Source organism: Brucella tritici, assembly GCF_008932295.1.
Classification (GTDB): Bacteria; Pseudomonadota; Alphaproteobacteria; order Rhizobiales; family Rhizobiaceae; genus Brucella; species Brucella tritici.
The window spans coordinates 1-14,626 of sequence record NZ_WBWA01000002.1 but is presented as its reverse complement, the minus strand read 5'-3'; the positions used below and the strand labels follow the sequence as shown (position 1 = coordinate 14,626).

Genomic DNA, 14,626 nt, shown 5'->3' with positions numbered 1-14,626 from the left:
GTAAATATGGGTTCTGCGTAATGAGCGATGTTCTACGGAAGCGCGTCCAAGGCCGTCTTGATGCCCTCGGCATCAACGCATTTGAGGCTGCCAAACGCGGCGGACTGACAAGGAATTTTTTCTATGAGCTGTTCCGTCTTGAAAATGGAAAATACAAAAAAGACCGCTTCAACCTTAAGCACCTTGACGCGGCCGCTTTTGCGCTTGATTGCGATCCTGAATATCTAACTCTTGAGCAGCGGACGCCACGACGCGGTGGCACACCTGACGGAACGAAGATTTCAGGTATCGCCGAAGCTGGCGCGTTGCGGTCACCGGGGGCAGGAATTCCCAAAGGTCTGACGGTTGCGATTGAACCGGACCCTCGATATCCGATCGAAGCTCAACAAATATTTCAGGTTCGCGGGGGGCATGCTGCCGGGTTGAACATTCCAAGCGAAGCGTTTGTCGTGGTGGCCAGTGCCGATGCACTAAGGGACGCAGGGCGCGAACTGATCGCGGGCGACGTCGTCGTCGTGTCCCGCACGGCCGTCGAGGACAAGGCGGAAATTACAATCCGAAAAGTAGCTTTTGACGCGCTGGGCATGCGCTTCGACGCGTATCCAGACGACGGCGCGATCGATCCTTTACACGCCTCGGATGGTGGGATCGTGCTCGGCCTTGTTCTGCAAGCTATCGTGGTTTTCTAAAATCTCGCGCGCGTACGTGCGTATAATTATTTATATAATTAAATAGGGACAGGGGGTATTAAACCCCCTGTCCCATTTTTATTAATTCAAAAATTATCTAACCAAATGATTACTATTAATTAAAAATCATCCTGACAAAAAGTTAGAAATTTTCCAACTTTATGGATTGCTTACCGCAAAAAGTTAGATTATTTCTATCTTCGTAAACGAATGGTTACGACAGCATCAGGAAGCATCATGCCAATCCCCACCGAAATAATTGGCCCTTTCAAACCAACAGGTCACAGACACGGTTCGTTTACGACGTTCCTCGATTGACCTGCGACCGATTGGCGGCCGTTGGAAATATCTTCCTTGGCATATTTCAAGGAATTCAACGGCTTAATCACACCGCGATAGGGAAATAGGAAAGTTATCCTCACCCCGCGCCGCTCGTGTCAAAACCGATCCTTAAGGAACCAAGATTTCCTTTCGAAGGGTTAACGAAAGCAGGCAACAAAATGACAACGATTGTGAATGCAACAGGCGCAGTGAGGACGTCCCTCGTAAGCATAATCAAGCGCCAAATGATTGATACCATTATCGAAAGCAATGTCGAACCTTCGAATTTCGATGACGTGCTTTCCGCCCTACGGAAGGCGAATTTTGGCGAACCTGCTATCGCTGCATTGGCGGCGGAAGTTGCGCAGGCGGCGCAAGAGGAAATCGGGGCAGGGCAAGCAAAATGACGATTGAACGGATCAACGTGAAGACAAGTGCCGAATGGCATGCTCGCAGGTCGCGAGACGTCACGGCGTCCGTCGTCGGGGCTTTGTTTGGGGAGCATGAATTCGTAACGCCTTATGCCCTATGGGCGTTCAAGTCCGGCAGGGCTACAGCGGACCCGGAGGAAACCCCCGCCATGCTTCGCGGCCAGCTATTGGAGCCTGTAGCGGTTAAGCTACTGCGGCGTCTACGGCCGAATTGGAAGATCAAGCATAACACCAATCCCGGTGACTACTGGCGGGATAACGAAGTTCGTCTGGGAGCTACGCCCGACGTTATCGCGGTCGATAAGAAGCGCGGACAAGGCATTGTTCAAATCAAGTCTGTCGAGCAGGGCGTCTTTCGTCGGAAGTGGCTCGCTGGCGGTGATTTACCCGAACCGCCGTTCTGGATCGCAATGCAAGCGGTCGTCGAAGCTTATTTGACCGGCAGCAAATGGGCTGCGGTTGCCCCGATCGTCGTCGGCCACGGTGTGGATATGCCGATTATCGATATTCCCATCCTCGACGGCGCAGTTGACCGCATCCGCGAAAGGTGCGGGGCATTTTGGGAACTAGTCGAAAGCGGCACGGAAGTCGTGCCGGATTACAGCCTCGACGCTGACCTTATCGAGCGAATGTATGCGAGAGAGGAAGGCGAGGAAATCGACCTCACGAGGGACAATCAGATTTATGAACTGATTGCAGAACGTTACCGCCTAAAAGCGGACGCTACAGAGGTTGAGCGAAAGATTTCGGCAGTCGAAGCCGAGATTAAGCACAAGATGCAAGGCGCATCGATTGCGCATCTTGCGGGTGGGAAAAAAGTCACGTGGCTAACTCAAAAACGAGCCGGTTATTTCGCTCCACCCAAGGAATTCCGCGTCCTGCGAACCCCTCCGCCTGACGCGTGAAGTGGACCGGCGGCTAAAGGCTGCAACCCAACGTCGCCGGTCCTGATGCACCCCTGAACCACCACGAACAGGAGGCACCATTCGCTATGGTAGCTGAAACGAATGAACGCGCCGTTATCGGCGGTAACAATCCCCCTATAAAAGAAGCGCTCGCGGATCAATACAAAGAATTGGTCGACCAGATCGAGCCGATCGCGGAACGCGCCAATGCGCATCCGCGAAAGATCGAAAGCGACGAAGACCTCGGGCCGCTCGGCGAAATCGTTCTTGACGCCAAGGCCCTGTCGAAGCGCATCGAAACTGCCCGCAAGGTTGAGAAGGAACCTTTCGTCAAAGGTGGCCGCGAAGTCGACCAGTTCTTCCACCCCCTGACTGATCGCCTCGACCGTATCGTCGACGTGTTTGAAGCGCTCGCGTCGTCGTATCAGCGCGATAAGGCCGATGCCGAACGGCGTCGGGCTGCCGAGGAGGCCGCACGCCTGCGGGCCGAGGAGGAGCGCAAGCTCAAGGAAGCCCAAGAGGTTAAGCGAGAAAGCACCGCCGAGCGCAAGAAGGACGAGGCCGCAAGCCTTGGCCATCAAGCGACCAGTGCGGAACAACGCACCGCAGCGAGCGCAGCCGAGTTGACGAAGGTTCGCACCGGCAACGGTGTCACCGCCTCGGCAACCACGAAATGGGCTTTCCGCATTGTCGACCTCGCAGCGGTCGACCTCAACAGCCTGAAAGATTTCTTCCGTGTGGAGGATATCGAGAAGGCCATTCGGTCGAAGGTCGCCATTCATAAGGGCAACACAAAAATCCCAGGCGTCGACGTCTTCGAAGACGTGAAAGCGACATTCCGCTGATCGCCGGCTAACCCATTCAACCGGCACGGCCGGAAAGAGAAATCCAATGAAGTATCTTGTTATCGACACTGAAACGACGGGCTTGTTCGACTTCAAACAACCAGCCGATGCCGAGGGACAGCCCCGGCTTGCCCATCTGGCAATGATTTGGGCCGACGCCGAAGGCAACGAACTTGACCGTCAGGACATATATGTCCGCCCGAACGGCTGGACAATGCCGCAGGGGGAAGGTTCTGCGGGGGCCGTCAATGGCTTGACGGACGAGTTCTTGCACGCGAACGGTGCGGATATCGCCGTCGTTCTCGAACAGTATCGCGAGGAAATCCTCCGGGGCTTGGTACTGGTCGCCTACAATGCACAGTACGACCTTAAGGTTATGCGCGGCGAAATGCGCCGGGCTGGCGTTCCAGACCTTTTCGAGCAGACGAAAAACGTCTGCGTAATGCGCCCCATGATGAAGATTTGCAGAATTCCAAATGCAAATCGCGGCGGCTTCAAATTCCCTAATCTTGGCGAGGCACTGGCCCATTTCGGCCACGAACTTAACGGCGCGCACCAAGCAATGAACGATGCCGAAGGCGCGCGCATCCTCTTGGGCGAACTATTGCGCATCGGAGAGTTGCCGACGCCTGCGGTTCATTACGCCAAGGAAAAGGCAGCCGAAAAGCTCCCGAAAACCCGCCGCAAGGCCAGTGCTTCGGGCTTCCTAGGCAGCTTCTAAATCCGGCGCGGTAGCCGGAGGCCCGGCGAGTAGCAGCGGATCAGTGTGTCGCAGCGAAGCCCGGGCTACTTTTCAACCACCACAGAAGGAAATGTCCAATGTCAGGACAAGAAATTATCACGCAGGACGGCGAAATCATCACCGAAACTGATATCGGGTCTGGCAGCCTCGCTATCGGTCTTGCCAAAGCGGAGATCGACCAGCAGGTCGCGACGGCGAAGCGCTATCCGCGCTCGATCGCGAGGGCGCAGCGCGCTATCTTCGAACTTGTCACAATCGACGAGGAAAGCGCGAAAGAGTGCAACTATGCGCTCCCGCGCGGCGGCAAGCCGATCACCGGCCCCTCAATCCGCCTCGCCGAGATCATCGCCTCGGAATATGGAAACAACCGCACAGGCGCTCGGGTCGTTCATGTTGACCGGGCCGAAAAATACGTCGAGGCGGAAGGCGTCTATATCGATCTCGAAACAAATGCGGCGACGACGGCGCGTGTTCGCACGAGGATCGTTGATAGATACGGCAAGCTCTATTCAGACGATATGATCATCGTCACCGGTAATGCCGTCTGTTCAAAAGCGAAGCGCAACGCGATCCTTGCGGGCGTCCCGAAAGCGGTCTGGCGCAAAGCCTATGAGGCTGCGCTCGCAACGATCAAGGGCGATATCAAAACCCTTTCGGAGCGCCGGGACGCAATGCTCAAGGCGTTTGCTGCCTTCGGAGTGAAACCGGAGCAAATCTTTACGGCGCTCGATATCGGGGGGATCGATGATGTCGGCATGGACGAGATTACCTTGCTAACCGGTATGCACGCCGCGCTCAAATCCGGCGAGGAAACCGTCGAGAGCATGTTCGGCGGCCAGACCAAAGCCGTGGGCGACAAAAGGTCGACCAGCCAGAAAATGAACGACTTCGCCAAGGGCGAAAACGGGCAGGAAAAGACCAAGGAACAGGCCGGTTCCGACGGCGGCAAAAAGGCCGAAACGAAACAGCCCGCCGAGAAACAGGCCGGCAAGCCTAAAGAGGAAAAGCCTGCCGACGAGGACGCCGAAATCCTTCCACCGACGTCCGACGACCTCGAAATCGCTCGCGATAAGGGACACGACGCATTCCACAACGGCATGCCACGGGAAACGTGCCCGCGCGAATTCAACGCTAGGGGCCGCGAGGAGGAGCGCAACGCTTGGCTTGAAGGCTACGACGCCGCGGCCGAGGAAGAAGCGGAGGCACGCAATTGACCAGCGAACGCACCCATTACGCAAAGCTTATGGATAAGTGGCGCGAAGCCGAAGCCCTTGCGGAACTCATTCGGCAGTTTGCCGACGAGGGAGGTCGACACCGGCTCAAAATCAAAGTCGAGCATCCCGACCCTGTCGTCGCAGGGAACGCCGAGCGGGTCATCAACGATATGATGAAAAACAACGGCTTTGGTGTGGCAATTCAAAAGGCCCTTGAGCGGGTCGAGCGCAAGCGCGACGAGGCCCGGGAAGCATTTTTGCAAGAAGCCGGCTCGGCTTATCTCGCGCCGTCCAAATCCGACGCGGAACACCCGTTCTAATCACTTCAACGGCAGGAGAGCGGCGACCACTGCAAGGGTCGCCGCCAATCTCCCCGATATCCCTAACCACCACTTTAAGGGACCAACATGCTTATTCGCGTTTTTGATTTCGAAACCACCGGGTTCCCTCCCGGCGCTGCCATCGTTGAGGCCGGTTGGACTGACCTTCTTGTCGATGACGGCAAGGCCGAGGTTCGCGGCACAACCTCAATGCTCGTCAATCCTTTTGAAGCTGCACCGCAGCTTGAAATGTCGATCGGAGCGTTATCCACCCATCATATCGAAAAGTCGGACCTTGTGGACGCTCCGGCTCCCGAAGTCGCCCTCCGAACCCTTTCAGATGGGGCCGACGCTTTCGCAGCGCACAATCTGGAATTCGATCAGCAATTCTTTACGGGCGGCGGTCGGCCAATGATTTGCACCTACAAGGCTGCGCTTCATCTTTGGCCGGATGCTGAAAAGCATCAAAACCAGTTCTTGCGGTATCTGCATAATTTGCCGGTTGACCGTGAGATCGCGGAAATGTCTCACCGGGCAGGCCCCGACAGCCACGTCACCGCGCACCTATTGAAATTTATCATCGACCAAGGCGCCGAGGTCGACACCCTGATCAATTGGACGCAAGGCGAGAAGCCTTTGCGTTTGTTGAAAGCGGTTCCATTTGGCGAGCACCGCGGGAAGCCGTTCAAAGAAGTGCCGAGCGACTATCTCAAATGGATAGTCCGCAAGGTCACGGACAAACCGGACCTCGTCCACACTGCCCGCGTCCACCTGAAAAATCGGGGGGAAATGTGATGCGTGTCGACGAACTCAATAGCAAAATCGGAAGCCGCATTCGTGCCTTCCGTATCCTTCGCGGGTTGTCGGCCGACGATCTGGCCGAAGTTATTGGCGTCAAGAAAAACTCGATTACGCGGATCGAAGCGGGACGCCTTTCGATTACAGCCGCGCAGTTGGTGCTTATCGCCCAAAAGCTCTCGACGACGTCATCGGTTTTGACTGGCGAACAGCCGGCGACGGAAGGCGGCGAAGTATGAAGCCGTCACCGCAACAAGATCAGGCTCTCAAGGCCGTTTCCACTTGGCTGAAAGACCCGGCGGCTAAACAAACGTTCTATCTCGCCGGCTACGCTGGAACGGGCAAGACGACGCTTGCGCGTCGGCTCGCCGAGGATATCGGCCGTGTTTGCTTCGGAGCCTTCACCGGCAAGGCTGCGCTCGTCCTGCGTTCAAAAGGCTGCGAGGACGCGAGCACGCTTCACAGCCTGATTTATAAGATCGAGAACCCGAACAGCCCCATTCCGCGATTTGTCAAAAACTACGATAGCGCAGTTCGCTTTTCCGACCTCATTATCGTGGACGAAGTTTCGATGGTTGGCGAAGAACTCGGCCGCGATCTTTTATCATTTGGCACGCGAGTACTTGTTCTCGGCGATCCTGCGCAGCTTCCGCCGGTCAAGGGCGAGGGCTTTTTCACCGCAGGCGATCCCGATTTCATGCTTACGGAGGTTCACCGGCAGGCGGCAGACAATCCAATTATCGCTATGTCGATGAAGGTTCGGCAACGTGAAGCCCTCGACTTTGGCGCATTCGGCGATAGCCGCGTCATTCGCAGGGAAAGCCTTGACACTGCCGAAGTTCTCGCGGCCGACCAAATCCTCGTCGGGAAGAACAACACCCGCCGCAATTTCAATCAACGCCTCCGGGAATTGAAGGGCTTGAAAGGTGACTTCAAGGTCAACGACCGCGTGGTTTGCCTGAAAAACAATCGAGAAATGGGCCTCTTGAATGGCGGCATCTGGAACGTTGACAAGGTGCTCCGGCAGTCTCGCGACACGACTTCGATGTATGTCTCGCCGCTCGATAGCGGCATGACGAAACAGCCGGTCGAGGTCATCACGCACCACGCTTGGACACGAGGGCAGGAGCGTGACCTCCATTGGAAGGATGCGCGCCGTTTCCAGCCTTTCGATTACGCCTATGCGCTCACCTGCCATAAGGCGCAGGGCAGTCAATGGGATAATGTCATGGTCTTTGACGAGGGCGGCATCTTCCCGGAGCCGGAGCGCTGGCTTTACACGGCCATTACCCGCGCGGCCGAGAAAGTGACGGTGGTTCAATGACTGCCGCTTTCCCCCTTCATTGGCCGTCTCACCGGCCGCGAACGTCTTCGCCAGTTCGCGCAACCTTCAACAAAAAGGTTGTCCGGCCGGGGAAATCCTACGCGGAAACGCAATCGCTTTCGATCGCCGACGCGCTCGGCCGCCTTCAACGCGAAGTCGATCTTCTCGGCGCGAAACAGTACGTCCTTTCGAGCAATGTCGAGCTACGGCTCGACGGTTTGCCTCGATCTGGACAGGCCGAACCGAAAGACCGTGGCGTCGCCCTTTATTTCCACCTTGGCGATAAACCGCACTGTTTGCCTTGCGACCGCTACGACCGCGTTGCCGACAACATTGCAGCCATCGCGAAGCACATTGAAGCTACGCGGGCAATCGAGCGGTACGGCGTGGCCGATATGGCGGAAATGTTCGCCGGGTTTATGGCGCTACCGCCGCAAAGCGAGAAACGTAACTGGCGAACCGTTCTCGGTTTTTCGACCTTGGATCACCTCACGGCGGCCGTTATCGAGGCTCGCTTTAAGAAGCTGGCGAAAGACTTTCACCCCGACCTCAAAGGCGGGTCGCACCAAGCAATGGCAGAGCTAAATCAGGCTCGGGAAGAAGCGCTCGCGGCAATGAGGTGGCGGCCATGAAAACCGACGGCATCATCCTTCGCCTTATCGGCACGTTCGGGGTCTGCCGGTGCGCTCTGATTGTGAGCGCAGAGTTCGTTCATCGGGATTGGACGGTCGCCCTTGTAATTGCGGGCATGACTGCGGCGTCGCTCTCGGTCCTTTGGACCGACTGAAAGTTTCACTGAATTCAGATGGAGCCGCGCGCAGACGCGGGCTTCGCACGAGGAAAAACCATGGCAGGCATAAACAAAACAATTCTCGTCGGTCGTGTCGGGCAAGACCCGGAAGTCAGGCGCTTCAACAGTGGCGACCAAGTCGCCGAGTTCTCACTCGCCACGTCCAAGGAATGGCGCGACAAAAACACCGGGGAGCGCAAATCGAAAACGACTTGGCACAAGATCAAGGTGTTGAATAACTCTCTGATCGAGAACGTCATTCGCCCATACGTCAATAAGGGTTCGCTTATCGGGATCGAGGGCGAGCTTGATAACGAGGAATGGGAAAAGGACGGACAGAAAAGGCAGGCGACAAAAGTTGTCGTCGGTGCGTTTGGCGGCTCGCTCTATCTCCTTGGCAGCAAAGACGACAACGGCGGAGATCGCAATTCGCGTGGCCGCGATGACGACCGCGGTTCAAGGTCGTCCGGCAGGTATTCGAACGACGACCGGGGGCAATCCTCCGGCGGCTACGGCGGCGGCTTCTCGCGCGATTTGGACGACGAAATTCCGTTCGCTCCCGAATGGAGGGGGTAAGCTATGGCCGATCTTCCTATCCTTTTCAGCGCGCCGATGGTGCGCGCGATCCTCCGGGAAATCGAGAATCCGGGCACCGGCAAAACGCAGACGCGCCGGATTATAAAGCCGCAGCCGACGGCATCGGGAACGGTAACGTTGGGCGACCGCGTGATTGAAGCCGCCGAATGGCAAATCCGGGAAGGAAAGTTCCTTCGGATCAATGAAGGCGATCGCCTTTACGTCCGCGAAGCGTGGCGGGTGTCCCGCATGCACGACCAAACAGCGCCCCGTGATCTGAAACCGCGCACGATGACGGTTTTCTTTGAAGCGGGAGGCTCAATCGCAAATCAGGACGCCCCCGGCGACTGGAAGTCCGCAGTGTGGCCCGAAATCGGAGAACGGCCGGATTGGGCCGGGAAGTTCCGGCAGGCTATGCATATGCCCCGGTGGGCTTCTCGGATCACGCTTGAAGTGACCGGCGTCAAGGTTGAGCGCTTGCAGGATATCAGCGAAGAAGATGCTATTGCGGAAGGTATTGATCCGTTCACTGACTTCCAGCCTAAAGGACACTGGCGGCGATATCGCGACGCCTCCGGCCTCGGATATGTCGATTGTCCTATCGCGTCCTTTGCATCGCTCTGGACGGAAATCAATGGCCCCGCAGCGTGGGAAGCCAACCCTTGGGTTGCCGCCTACACCTTCCGGCCGATCCTCGGGAATATCGATCAGATTGCGAGGGCGGCATAATGGGCCGCCACGGCAAGTCAAAATCCTACCGTCACAGCGCGGTCGACCTCGGCGCAGGGGTCTTTCATATCGGGTGGACCGTTGATCGATATTACAAGAACTCTCGGCTTCGCCACCCCATAAGGTTCCGGGTTTCGACCGACAAGAACGGCGCAGAGCGCTTTGCAACGCGGTGGGGCATCAAAATCAAGCACATCGGGGAGACGTTCACGAATGGGTAGGCGAGGAAAAATGAATGATCTATTCGGCCTTATCCCACGCAAGCCCCGCGTCGTGCGAATGCACGCGATCGACCACGGCGAAGCGCCCGGCTTAATGCCGGGCTGGCACACTGCACAGGGCGGGCATTTCAAATGCTCCCGGTGCGGGCATGATGCTGGATGGCAATTCAATCTTACGGCAACCGAAATCCGGCGGGGATTACCTTGCCCTGTTTGTGAGAAAACCAACGATGACTGAAACGAAAAAGCGGGTTTTTTCCCCAAGCTGTCAGGATGAAACACGCGGGCGGCTAGAAAAAATAGTTAGAAAACGCAAAGGTAAAAAAAGCGGCGGGATGGAAATCGACCCGAAGCTGTTATCCCTCGTCTCCATTTTCGCAAAAGTGGATGCCCGCGAGGACTGCAAAAACACTAACACCAATGCCAATTTCAAGGATGAAAAGCCTTGCGCGACCAAACCACCACAATCCGGCGGGCCGCAATCTACGCCCGCTACTCGACAGACATGCAAAGAGAACGTTCCATTGACGATCAGGTGGCACTATGTCGAGAGTACGCCCGCAAGAACGGCCTTCGCGTAATTCAGTCCTATAGCGACCGCGCTCAAACGAGCGCGTCGCTTGTCGGCCGTGAGGGCATCATGAGCCTTATCGACGACGCCAAGGCCCGCAAATTCGACGTCGTTATCGTAGAAGCCTTAGACCGAATTTCTCGCGATCAAGAAGATTTGGCAGGCGTTTTTAAGCGCCTGTCTTTTGCCAATGTCGAGATCATCGCTGTGCATGAAGGTGTCGCCGATGCCGTGCAGGTCGGTATTCGTGGCCTTCTCGGGTCGATGTTTCTCTCCGACCTTAAGCACAAGGTTCGCCGGGGCATGGCTGGCGTTGTTAACGACGGCCGCGTCGCAGGAGGGAACGCCTACGGCTACGACGTCGTGCTCGGCAAACCGGGCGAGCGCACAATTAACGAGGAACAGGCTGCGGTAATTCGTCGTATATTTCGCGAATATGTCGGCGGCGCGTCGCCGCGTGACATTGCCGGGCGTCTCAACGCGGAGGGCGTTCCGCCGCCGCGTGGATCGAAATGGAATGCAAGCACGATCAACGGCAGCAAGAACCGCTCTTACGGCATTTTGGTGAATGCGCTTTACAACGGTCAAATCGTTTGGAACCGCGTGCATATGGTCCGCGACCCGGACACCGGGAAGCGTGTCAGCCGTTTCAATCCCGAAAGCGAATGGAAGATTGCCGAAGCGCCGCATTTGGCGATTGTTGACCGGGAAACGTATGACGCTGCGCAAGCTCGCAAAGCGAACCGCACGCGGCTTGTTGAACAAGGCGCGTCGACAAAGAAGGCGAAGCGTCTTTTGTCCGGGCTGTTGCGTTGCTCGATCTGCGGTGCGGGTATGGCTTCCGTCGGCTTCAACGGCGGAAGGCTGCGGGTGCAGTGTTCGCAGAACCGCGAAAGCGGCTCTTGCGACAACAATCGCAAATACAACGCCGAGCGTATCGAGCACGCGGTCGTTACCGGCATTCTTTCTAAGCTGGAAGATGAAGAAGCGGCCGAACGCTATATCCGCGAATATGTCGCAGAGCGGCGCGCCAATATCGACAATGCAACTCGCTCGGCGTCACAAATCGAGGCGAAGCTCGCCAAGGTCGCAGGAGAGCAAGAGCGGCTTATCACGCTGTTTCAAACCGGAGTGCTCGATCTTGACCGGGTTAAGCCCCGATTGACCGAGTTGGAGGAACAGCGGAAGGCGCTGGAAGATGAAGCCGCATCGGCACGCGAAGCGGTCCCGGTTATTGAATTGCACCCGGCGGCCGTCGAACGCTTTATCAAGCTGCTTTCGCGCGCCAAGGCCGAATATGAAAACTATGAAATGTTGAAAGACCCAGAGAAAATCGAAGCAATGCGCGAACTGATTTCTCACGTCATCGTGAGCGATAGCGCCGCGAATGGTTACGAACTCGACGTCTTCACATACCTGTCAGCACTTACGGGAGATTATGCACCCGGTGGTTTGGGGGGTGCGTTGGTAGCGGAGGAGGGATTCGAACCCCCGACACAAGGATTATGATTCCTCTGCTCTAACCTACTGAGCTACTCCGCCACGCGTCGCTTTACAGAGACAACTTCATGATCGCCGTTTCCGGTGGGACAAATCGTTGTTCCTGCAAGGAATGGCGGCGGTATATGTGCGGAATGAAAAGCTGTCAAGCACTCTTCGCATAGCTTTCGTCTTGTTTTCTATCATTTGCACCGATAAGGAACTTTGCATCAGCAAAGGCATAGTTTTATGGCACCTCGTATTGCGGTTTTGGGTTGCGGCTATTGGGGCGGCAATCACATTCGTACCCTGAAGAGCCTCGGTGCCCTTCAGGCAGTCTCGGACTCAAGGGCAGAACAGGCGGAACGCTTCGCGACCGAGTTCAATGTTCCCAGTGTTCCTGTCGAAGAATTGTTCGCGCGTCCGGACATTGATGGCATCGTTCTGGCGCTGCCAGCGCAGTTTCATTCACAATATGCCATTCAGGCAGTGAAGAACGGCAAGGACGTTCTGGTCGAGAAGCCAATCGCGCTCGACATTCCGGCTGCAGAAGCCGAAGTGGAAGCTGCCCGCGAAAATGGTCGTGTGTTCATGGTTGGCCATGTGCTGCGTTTCCATCCGGCCTTCGAAAAGCTTCTCGACATGGTGAAAAGCGGCGAGCTCGGCGATATTCGCTATGTGCATTCGCATCGCGTCGGGTTCGGCAAATTCCACAACGAGTTCGACGCCCTGTGGGATCTTGCGCCGCACGATCTTTCGATGATTCTGGCCATCACGGGTGAAGAACCCAGCGCGGTTCGCGGCGAAGGCGTCGCGACGCTCGATCATCTCACCGATATAGCCCATCTTCATCTCGATTTTCCGAATGGCATCCGCGGCCATCTGTTTGCGTCGCGCCTGAATGCCTATCGCGAGCGCCGCCTGACCGTCACCGGCACAAAGGGCATGGCCGTGTTCGACGACGGCGAGCCATGGGATCGCAAGCTTGCGCTCTACAATCATGAAGTCTGGCGGGAAAACGATCAGTGGTCTTTCAAATCCGTCGAGCCGGTCTATATCCCGGTTGAGGAAGGCATGCCGCTGACACGCGAATTGCAGCATTTCATGCATTGCATTGAGACGCGCGAAAAGCCGCGTACCGATGGCAAGGAAGCGATCAGCGTGCTGCGCATTCTCACGGAAGGTACTGTTCGGCACCCGCGTTAAAAGGGAGCCGTGCGATCCGGGTAATCTGCGTCAAGCGGTGTTACAGGAATCGCAAAACTTTGAACGCTCTGGCCATAGCGGGGCAGGGCGCAAGCGAATAAATAGGTTGCCGAGGATTCGCATATCCATTTGTGCGGGCCAGATATATTGGAGCCAACATGCAGTTTATTGATCTTGGAGCGCAGCGCGCGCGTATCGAAGACCGTCTCAATGCCGCCATTTCCAAGGTTGTTGCGGAAGGCCGTTATATTCTTGGACCGGAAGTGGCCGAATTCGAAAAGAAGCTCGGCGAATATCTGGGCGTGGAACATGTCATTGCCTGTGCAAACGGCACCGACGCCTTGCAGATGCCCCTGATGGCACGCGGCATCGGCCCAGGTGACGCTGTCTTCGTTCCGTCTTTCACCTTTGCTGCCACGGCGGAAGTTGTTGCGCTGGTCGGCGCAGAGCCGGTGTTCATCGACGTAGATGCGGAAACCTACAATCTGAATGTCGAGCAGCTTGAAGCTGCCATCGCCGCTATCCGCAAGGAAGGCCGCCTGCAGCCAAAGGCGATCATCCCGGTCGATCTGTTCGGTCTGGCTGCCGACTATAACCGCATCAGCGCCATCGCCGACCGCGAAGGTCTGTTCGTCATCGAAGATGCTGCGCAGTCGATCGGCGGCAAGCGTGACAATGTCATGTGCGGTGCGTTCGGCCATGTCGGCGCGACGAGCTTCTATCCGGCCAAGCCTCTCGGCTGCTACGGCGACGGCGGCGCCATGTTCACCAACGACGCCGAACTGGCTGATACGCTGCGTTCAGTCCTGTTCCATGGTAAGGGCGAGACCCAGTACGACAATGTCCGTATCGGCATCAACTCGCGTCTCGATACGATCCAGGCCGCTGTCCTTCTGGAAAAGCTTGCGATCCTGGAAGACGAAATGGAAGCACGTGACCGTATCGCCAAGCGCTACAATGAAGCGCTAAAGGATGTCGTCAAGGTTCCCGCCCTTCCGGCTGGAAACCGTTCGGCATGGGCTCAATATTCCATCGAGAGCGAAAACCGTGACGGTCTGAAGGCACATCTTCAGGCGGAAGGCATTCCTTCGGTCATCTATTATGTGAAGCCCCTGCACCAGCAGACCGCATACAAGCATTATCCGGTTGCACCGGGCGGTCTTCCGGTTTCGGAAAGCCTGCCGAACCGTATTCTGAGCCTGCCGATGCACCCCTATCTGTCGGAAGCCGATCACGACAAGATCATCGGTGCTATCCGTGGTTTCCACGGCAAGAAGGCCTGATCAGACTTCCAACCTGATTGACGAAAAACCCGGCAAAAGCCGGGTTTTTTATTGGGTGCGCCGAGCATGGCGCGTGGTGCGCAATCACCGTTTGACCGGGATGGTATCCGGTCGATGACTTGGAGGTGAAAGTCCTCTACGGGCCCTGGTGATGGGAACCGTTAGCCGAACAGCAAGGGCGT

18 protein-coding genes and 1 tRNA gene are annotated in these 14,626 nt (G+C 56.6%); 18 read left to right on the top strand and 1 reads right to left on the bottom strand.

The annotated features are described in order from the left end of the window. The first annotated feature begins 20 nt into the window (after nt 1-20). The 16 genes from F9K91_RS02160 to F9K91_RS26690 all read left to right on the top strand — a co-directional run bounded on the left by F9K91_RS02160 (nt 21) and on the right by F9K91_RS26690 (nt 11,985). Nucleotides 21-689, top strand: coding sequence for a helix-turn-helix domain-containing protein (locus F9K91_RS02160; protein ID WP_151677079.1), 669 nt, complete (start codon nt 21-23; stop codon nt 687-689). Nucleotides 690-1,189: 500 nt separating this feature from the next. After that, on the top strand, nt 1,190-1,417 hold the full coding sequence (locus tag F9K91_RS02155) for a hypothetical protein (protein WP_151677078.1): 228 nt from the start codon (nt 1,190-1,192) through the stop codon (nt 1,415-1,417). Beyond that, nucleotides 1,414-2,346 carry a YqaJ viral recombinase family nuclease gene (locus tag F9K91_RS02150; RefSeq protein WP_151677077.1) on the top strand — a complete coding sequence of 311 codons (933 nt, stop codon included), beginning with the start codon at nt 1,414-1,416 and terminating at the stop codon, nt 2,344-2,346. Before F9K91_RS02155 ends, F9K91_RS02150 begins: the two co-directional genes overlap by 4 nt. A gap of 86 nt (nt 2,347-2,432) precedes the next feature. Continuing rightward, nucleotides 2,433-3,191, top strand: coding sequence for a hypothetical protein (locus F9K91_RS02145; RefSeq protein ID WP_151677076.1), 759 nt, complete (start codon nt 2,433-2,435; stop codon nt 3,189-3,191). Nucleotides 3,192-3,237: 46 nt separating this feature from the next. Then, nucleotides 3,238-3,912, top strand: a complete 675-nt coding sequence (locus F9K91_RS02140) for a 3'-5' exonuclease (RefSeq protein WP_151677075.1) — start codon at nt 3,238-3,240, stop codon at nt 3,910-3,912. A 98-nt stretch (nt 3,913-4,010) separates the two neighbouring features. Then, nucleotides 4,011-5,147 (top strand): hypothetical protein, encoded by a 1,137-nt coding sequence (locus tag F9K91_RS02135; RefSeq protein ID WP_151677074.1) that lies wholly within the window; start codon nt 4,011-4,013, stop codon nt 5,145-5,147. Next, nucleotides 5,144-5,467 carry a hypothetical protein gene (locus F9K91_RS02130; RefSeq protein WP_151677073.1) on the top strand — a complete coding sequence of 108 codons (324 nt, stop codon included), beginning with the start codon at nt 5,144-5,146 and terminating at the stop codon, nt 5,465-5,467. The genes F9K91_RS02135 and F9K91_RS02130 overlap by 4 nt, the downstream gene beginning before the upstream one ends. Nucleotides 5,468-5,554: 87 nt before the next feature. Then, complete coding sequence (locus F9K91_RS02125) at nt 5,555-6,262, top strand: 3'-5' exonuclease (RefSeq protein ID WP_151677072.1); 708 nt, start codon at nt 5,555-5,557, stop codon at nt 6,260-6,262. Next, nucleotides 6,262-6,504 (top strand): helix-turn-helix domain-containing protein, encoded by a 243-nt coding sequence (locus F9K91_RS02120; protein ID WP_167522164.1) that lies wholly within the window; start codon nt 6,262-6,264, stop codon nt 6,502-6,504. The genes F9K91_RS02125 and F9K91_RS02120 overlap by 1 nt, the downstream gene beginning before the upstream one ends. Next, a complete protein-coding gene (locus tag F9K91_RS02115; RefSeq protein ID WP_151677070.1) occupies nt 6,501-7,589 on the top strand; it encodes an ATP-dependent DNA helicase in 1,089 nt (362 codons plus the stop codon). The genes F9K91_RS02120 and F9K91_RS02115 overlap by 4 nt, the downstream gene beginning before the upstream one ends. Next, the gene (locus tag F9K91_RS02110) at nt 7,586-8,221 is read left to right on the top strand and encodes a J domain-containing protein (RefSeq protein ID WP_151677069.1); all 636 of its coding nucleotides are present in this window, start codon (nt 7,586-7,588) and stop codon (nt 8,219-8,221) included. The genes F9K91_RS02115 and F9K91_RS02110 overlap by 4 nt, the downstream gene beginning before the upstream one ends. Next, nucleotides 8,218-8,376, top strand: coding sequence for a hypothetical protein (locus F9K91_RS25875; RefSeq protein ID WP_167522163.1), 159 nt, complete (start codon nt 8,218-8,220; stop codon nt 8,374-8,376). The genes F9K91_RS02110 and F9K91_RS25875 overlap by 4 nt, the downstream gene beginning before the upstream one ends. 60 nt (nt 8,377-8,436) lie before the next feature. Beyond that, nucleotides 8,437-8,955, top strand: a complete 519-nt coding sequence (gene ssb / locus F9K91_RS02105; protein ID WP_151677068.1) for a single-stranded DNA-binding protein — start codon at nt 8,437-8,439, stop codon at nt 8,953-8,955. Between the two features lie 3 nt (nt 8,956-8,958). After that, the gene (locus F9K91_RS02100) at nt 8,959-9,684 is read left to right on the top strand and encodes a hypothetical protein (protein WP_151677067.1); all 726 of its coding nucleotides are present in this window, start codon (nt 8,959-8,961) and stop codon (nt 9,682-9,684) included. 370 nt (nt 9,685-10,054) lie between these two features. Further along, nucleotides 10,055-10,486, top strand: coding sequence for a hypothetical protein (locus F9K91_RS02090; protein ID WP_167522162.1), 432 nt, complete (start codon nt 10,055-10,057; stop codon nt 10,484-10,486). Next, the gene (locus tag F9K91_RS26690) at nt 10,411-11,985 is read left to right on the top strand and encodes a recombinase family protein (protein ID WP_412842138.1); all 1,575 of its coding nucleotides are present in this window, start codon (nt 10,411-10,413) and stop codon (nt 11,983-11,985) included. Before F9K91_RS02090 ends, F9K91_RS26690 begins: the two co-directional genes overlap by 76 nt. On the opposite strand, the gene F9K91_RS02075 is transcribed toward F9K91_RS26690, so the two are convergent. Continuing rightward, nucleotides 11,942-12,018, bottom strand: a tRNA-Met gene (locus F9K91_RS02075). The two genes, F9K91_RS26690 and F9K91_RS02075, sit on opposite strands and share 44 nt — an antisense overlap. A gap of 186 nt (nt 12,019-12,204) precedes the next feature. Between F9K91_RS02075 and F9K91_RS02065 the strand changes: the two genes are divergently transcribed. Continuing rightward, nucleotides 12,205-13,161 (top strand): Gfo/Idh/MocA family protein, encoded by a 957-nt coding sequence (locus F9K91_RS02065; RefSeq protein WP_151652558.1) that lies wholly within the window; start codon nt 12,205-12,207, stop codon nt 13,159-13,161. 158 nt (nt 13,162-13,319) lie between these two features. Then, nucleotides 13,320-14,444 (top strand): DegT/DnrJ/EryC1/StrS family aminotransferase, encoded by a 1,125-nt coding sequence (locus tag F9K91_RS02060; protein WP_151555944.1) that lies wholly within the window; start codon nt 13,320-13,322, stop codon nt 14,442-14,444. Nucleotides 14,445-14,626 lie beyond the last annotated feature (182 nt).

Excerpts from the sequence above, each read along its gene's own strand:
- F9K91_RS02160 (WP_151677079.1), top strand. The coding sequence starts at position 21 with ATGAGCGATGTTCTACGGAAGCGCGTCCAAGGCCGTCTTGATGCCCTC.
- F9K91_RS02155 (WP_151677078.1), top strand. The coding sequence starts at position 1,190 with ATGACAACGATTGTGAATGCAACAGGCGCAGTGAGGACGTCCCTCGTA.
- F9K91_RS02150 (WP_151677077.1), top strand. The coding sequence starts at position 1,414 with ATGACGATTGAACGGATCAACGTGAAGACAAGTGCCGAATGGCATGCT.
- F9K91_RS02145 (WP_151677076.1), top strand. The coding sequence starts at position 2,433 with ATGGTAGCTGAAACGAATGAACGCGCCGTTATCGGCGGTAACAATCCC.
- F9K91_RS02140 (WP_151677075.1), top strand. The coding sequence starts at position 3,238 with ATGAAGTATCTTGTTATCGACACTGAAACGACGGGCTTGTTCGACTTC.
- F9K91_RS02135 (WP_151677074.1), top strand. The coding sequence starts at position 4,011 with ATGTCAGGACAAGAAATTATCACGCAGGACGGCGAAATCATCACCGAA.
- F9K91_RS02125 (WP_151677072.1), top strand. The coding sequence starts at position 5,555 with ATGCTTATTCGCGTTTTTGATTTCGAAACCACCGGGTTCCCTCCCGGC.
- F9K91_RS02120 (WP_167522164.1), top strand. The coding sequence starts at position 6,262 with ATGCGTGTCGACGAACTCAATAGCAAAATCGGAAGCCGCATTCGTGCC.
- F9K91_RS02115 (WP_151677070.1), top strand. The coding sequence starts at position 6,501 with ATGAAGCCGTCACCGCAACAAGATCAGGCTCTCAAGGCCGTTTCCACT.
- F9K91_RS02110 (WP_151677069.1), top strand. The coding sequence starts at position 7,586 with ATGACTGCCGCTTTCCCCCTTCATTGGCCGTCTCACCGGCCGCGAACG.
- F9K91_RS25875 (WP_167522163.1), top strand. The coding sequence starts at position 8,218 with ATGAAAACCGACGGCATCATCCTTCGCCTTATCGGCACGTTCGGGGTC.
- ssb (WP_151677068.1), top strand. The coding sequence starts at position 8,437 with ATGGCAGGCATAAACAAAACAATTCTCGTCGGTCGTGTCGGGCAAGAC.
- F9K91_RS02100 (WP_151677067.1), top strand. The coding sequence starts at position 8,959 with ATGGCCGATCTTCCTATCCTTTTCAGCGCGCCGATGGTGCGCGCGATC.
- F9K91_RS02090 (WP_167522162.1), top strand. The coding sequence starts at position 10,055 with ATGATGCTGGATGGCAATTCAATCTTACGGCAACCGAAATCCGGCGGG.
- F9K91_RS26690 (WP_412842138.1), top strand. The coding sequence starts at position 10,411 with ATGCAAAGAGAACGTTCCATTGACGATCAGGTGGCACTATGTCGAGAG.
- F9K91_RS02065 (WP_151652558.1), top strand. The coding sequence starts at position 12,205 with ATGGCACCTCGTATTGCGGTTTTGGGTTGCGGCTATTGGGGCGGCAAT.
- F9K91_RS02060 (WP_151555944.1), top strand. The coding sequence starts at position 13,320 with ATGCAGTTTATTGATCTTGGAGCGCAGCGCGCGCGTATCGAAGACCGT.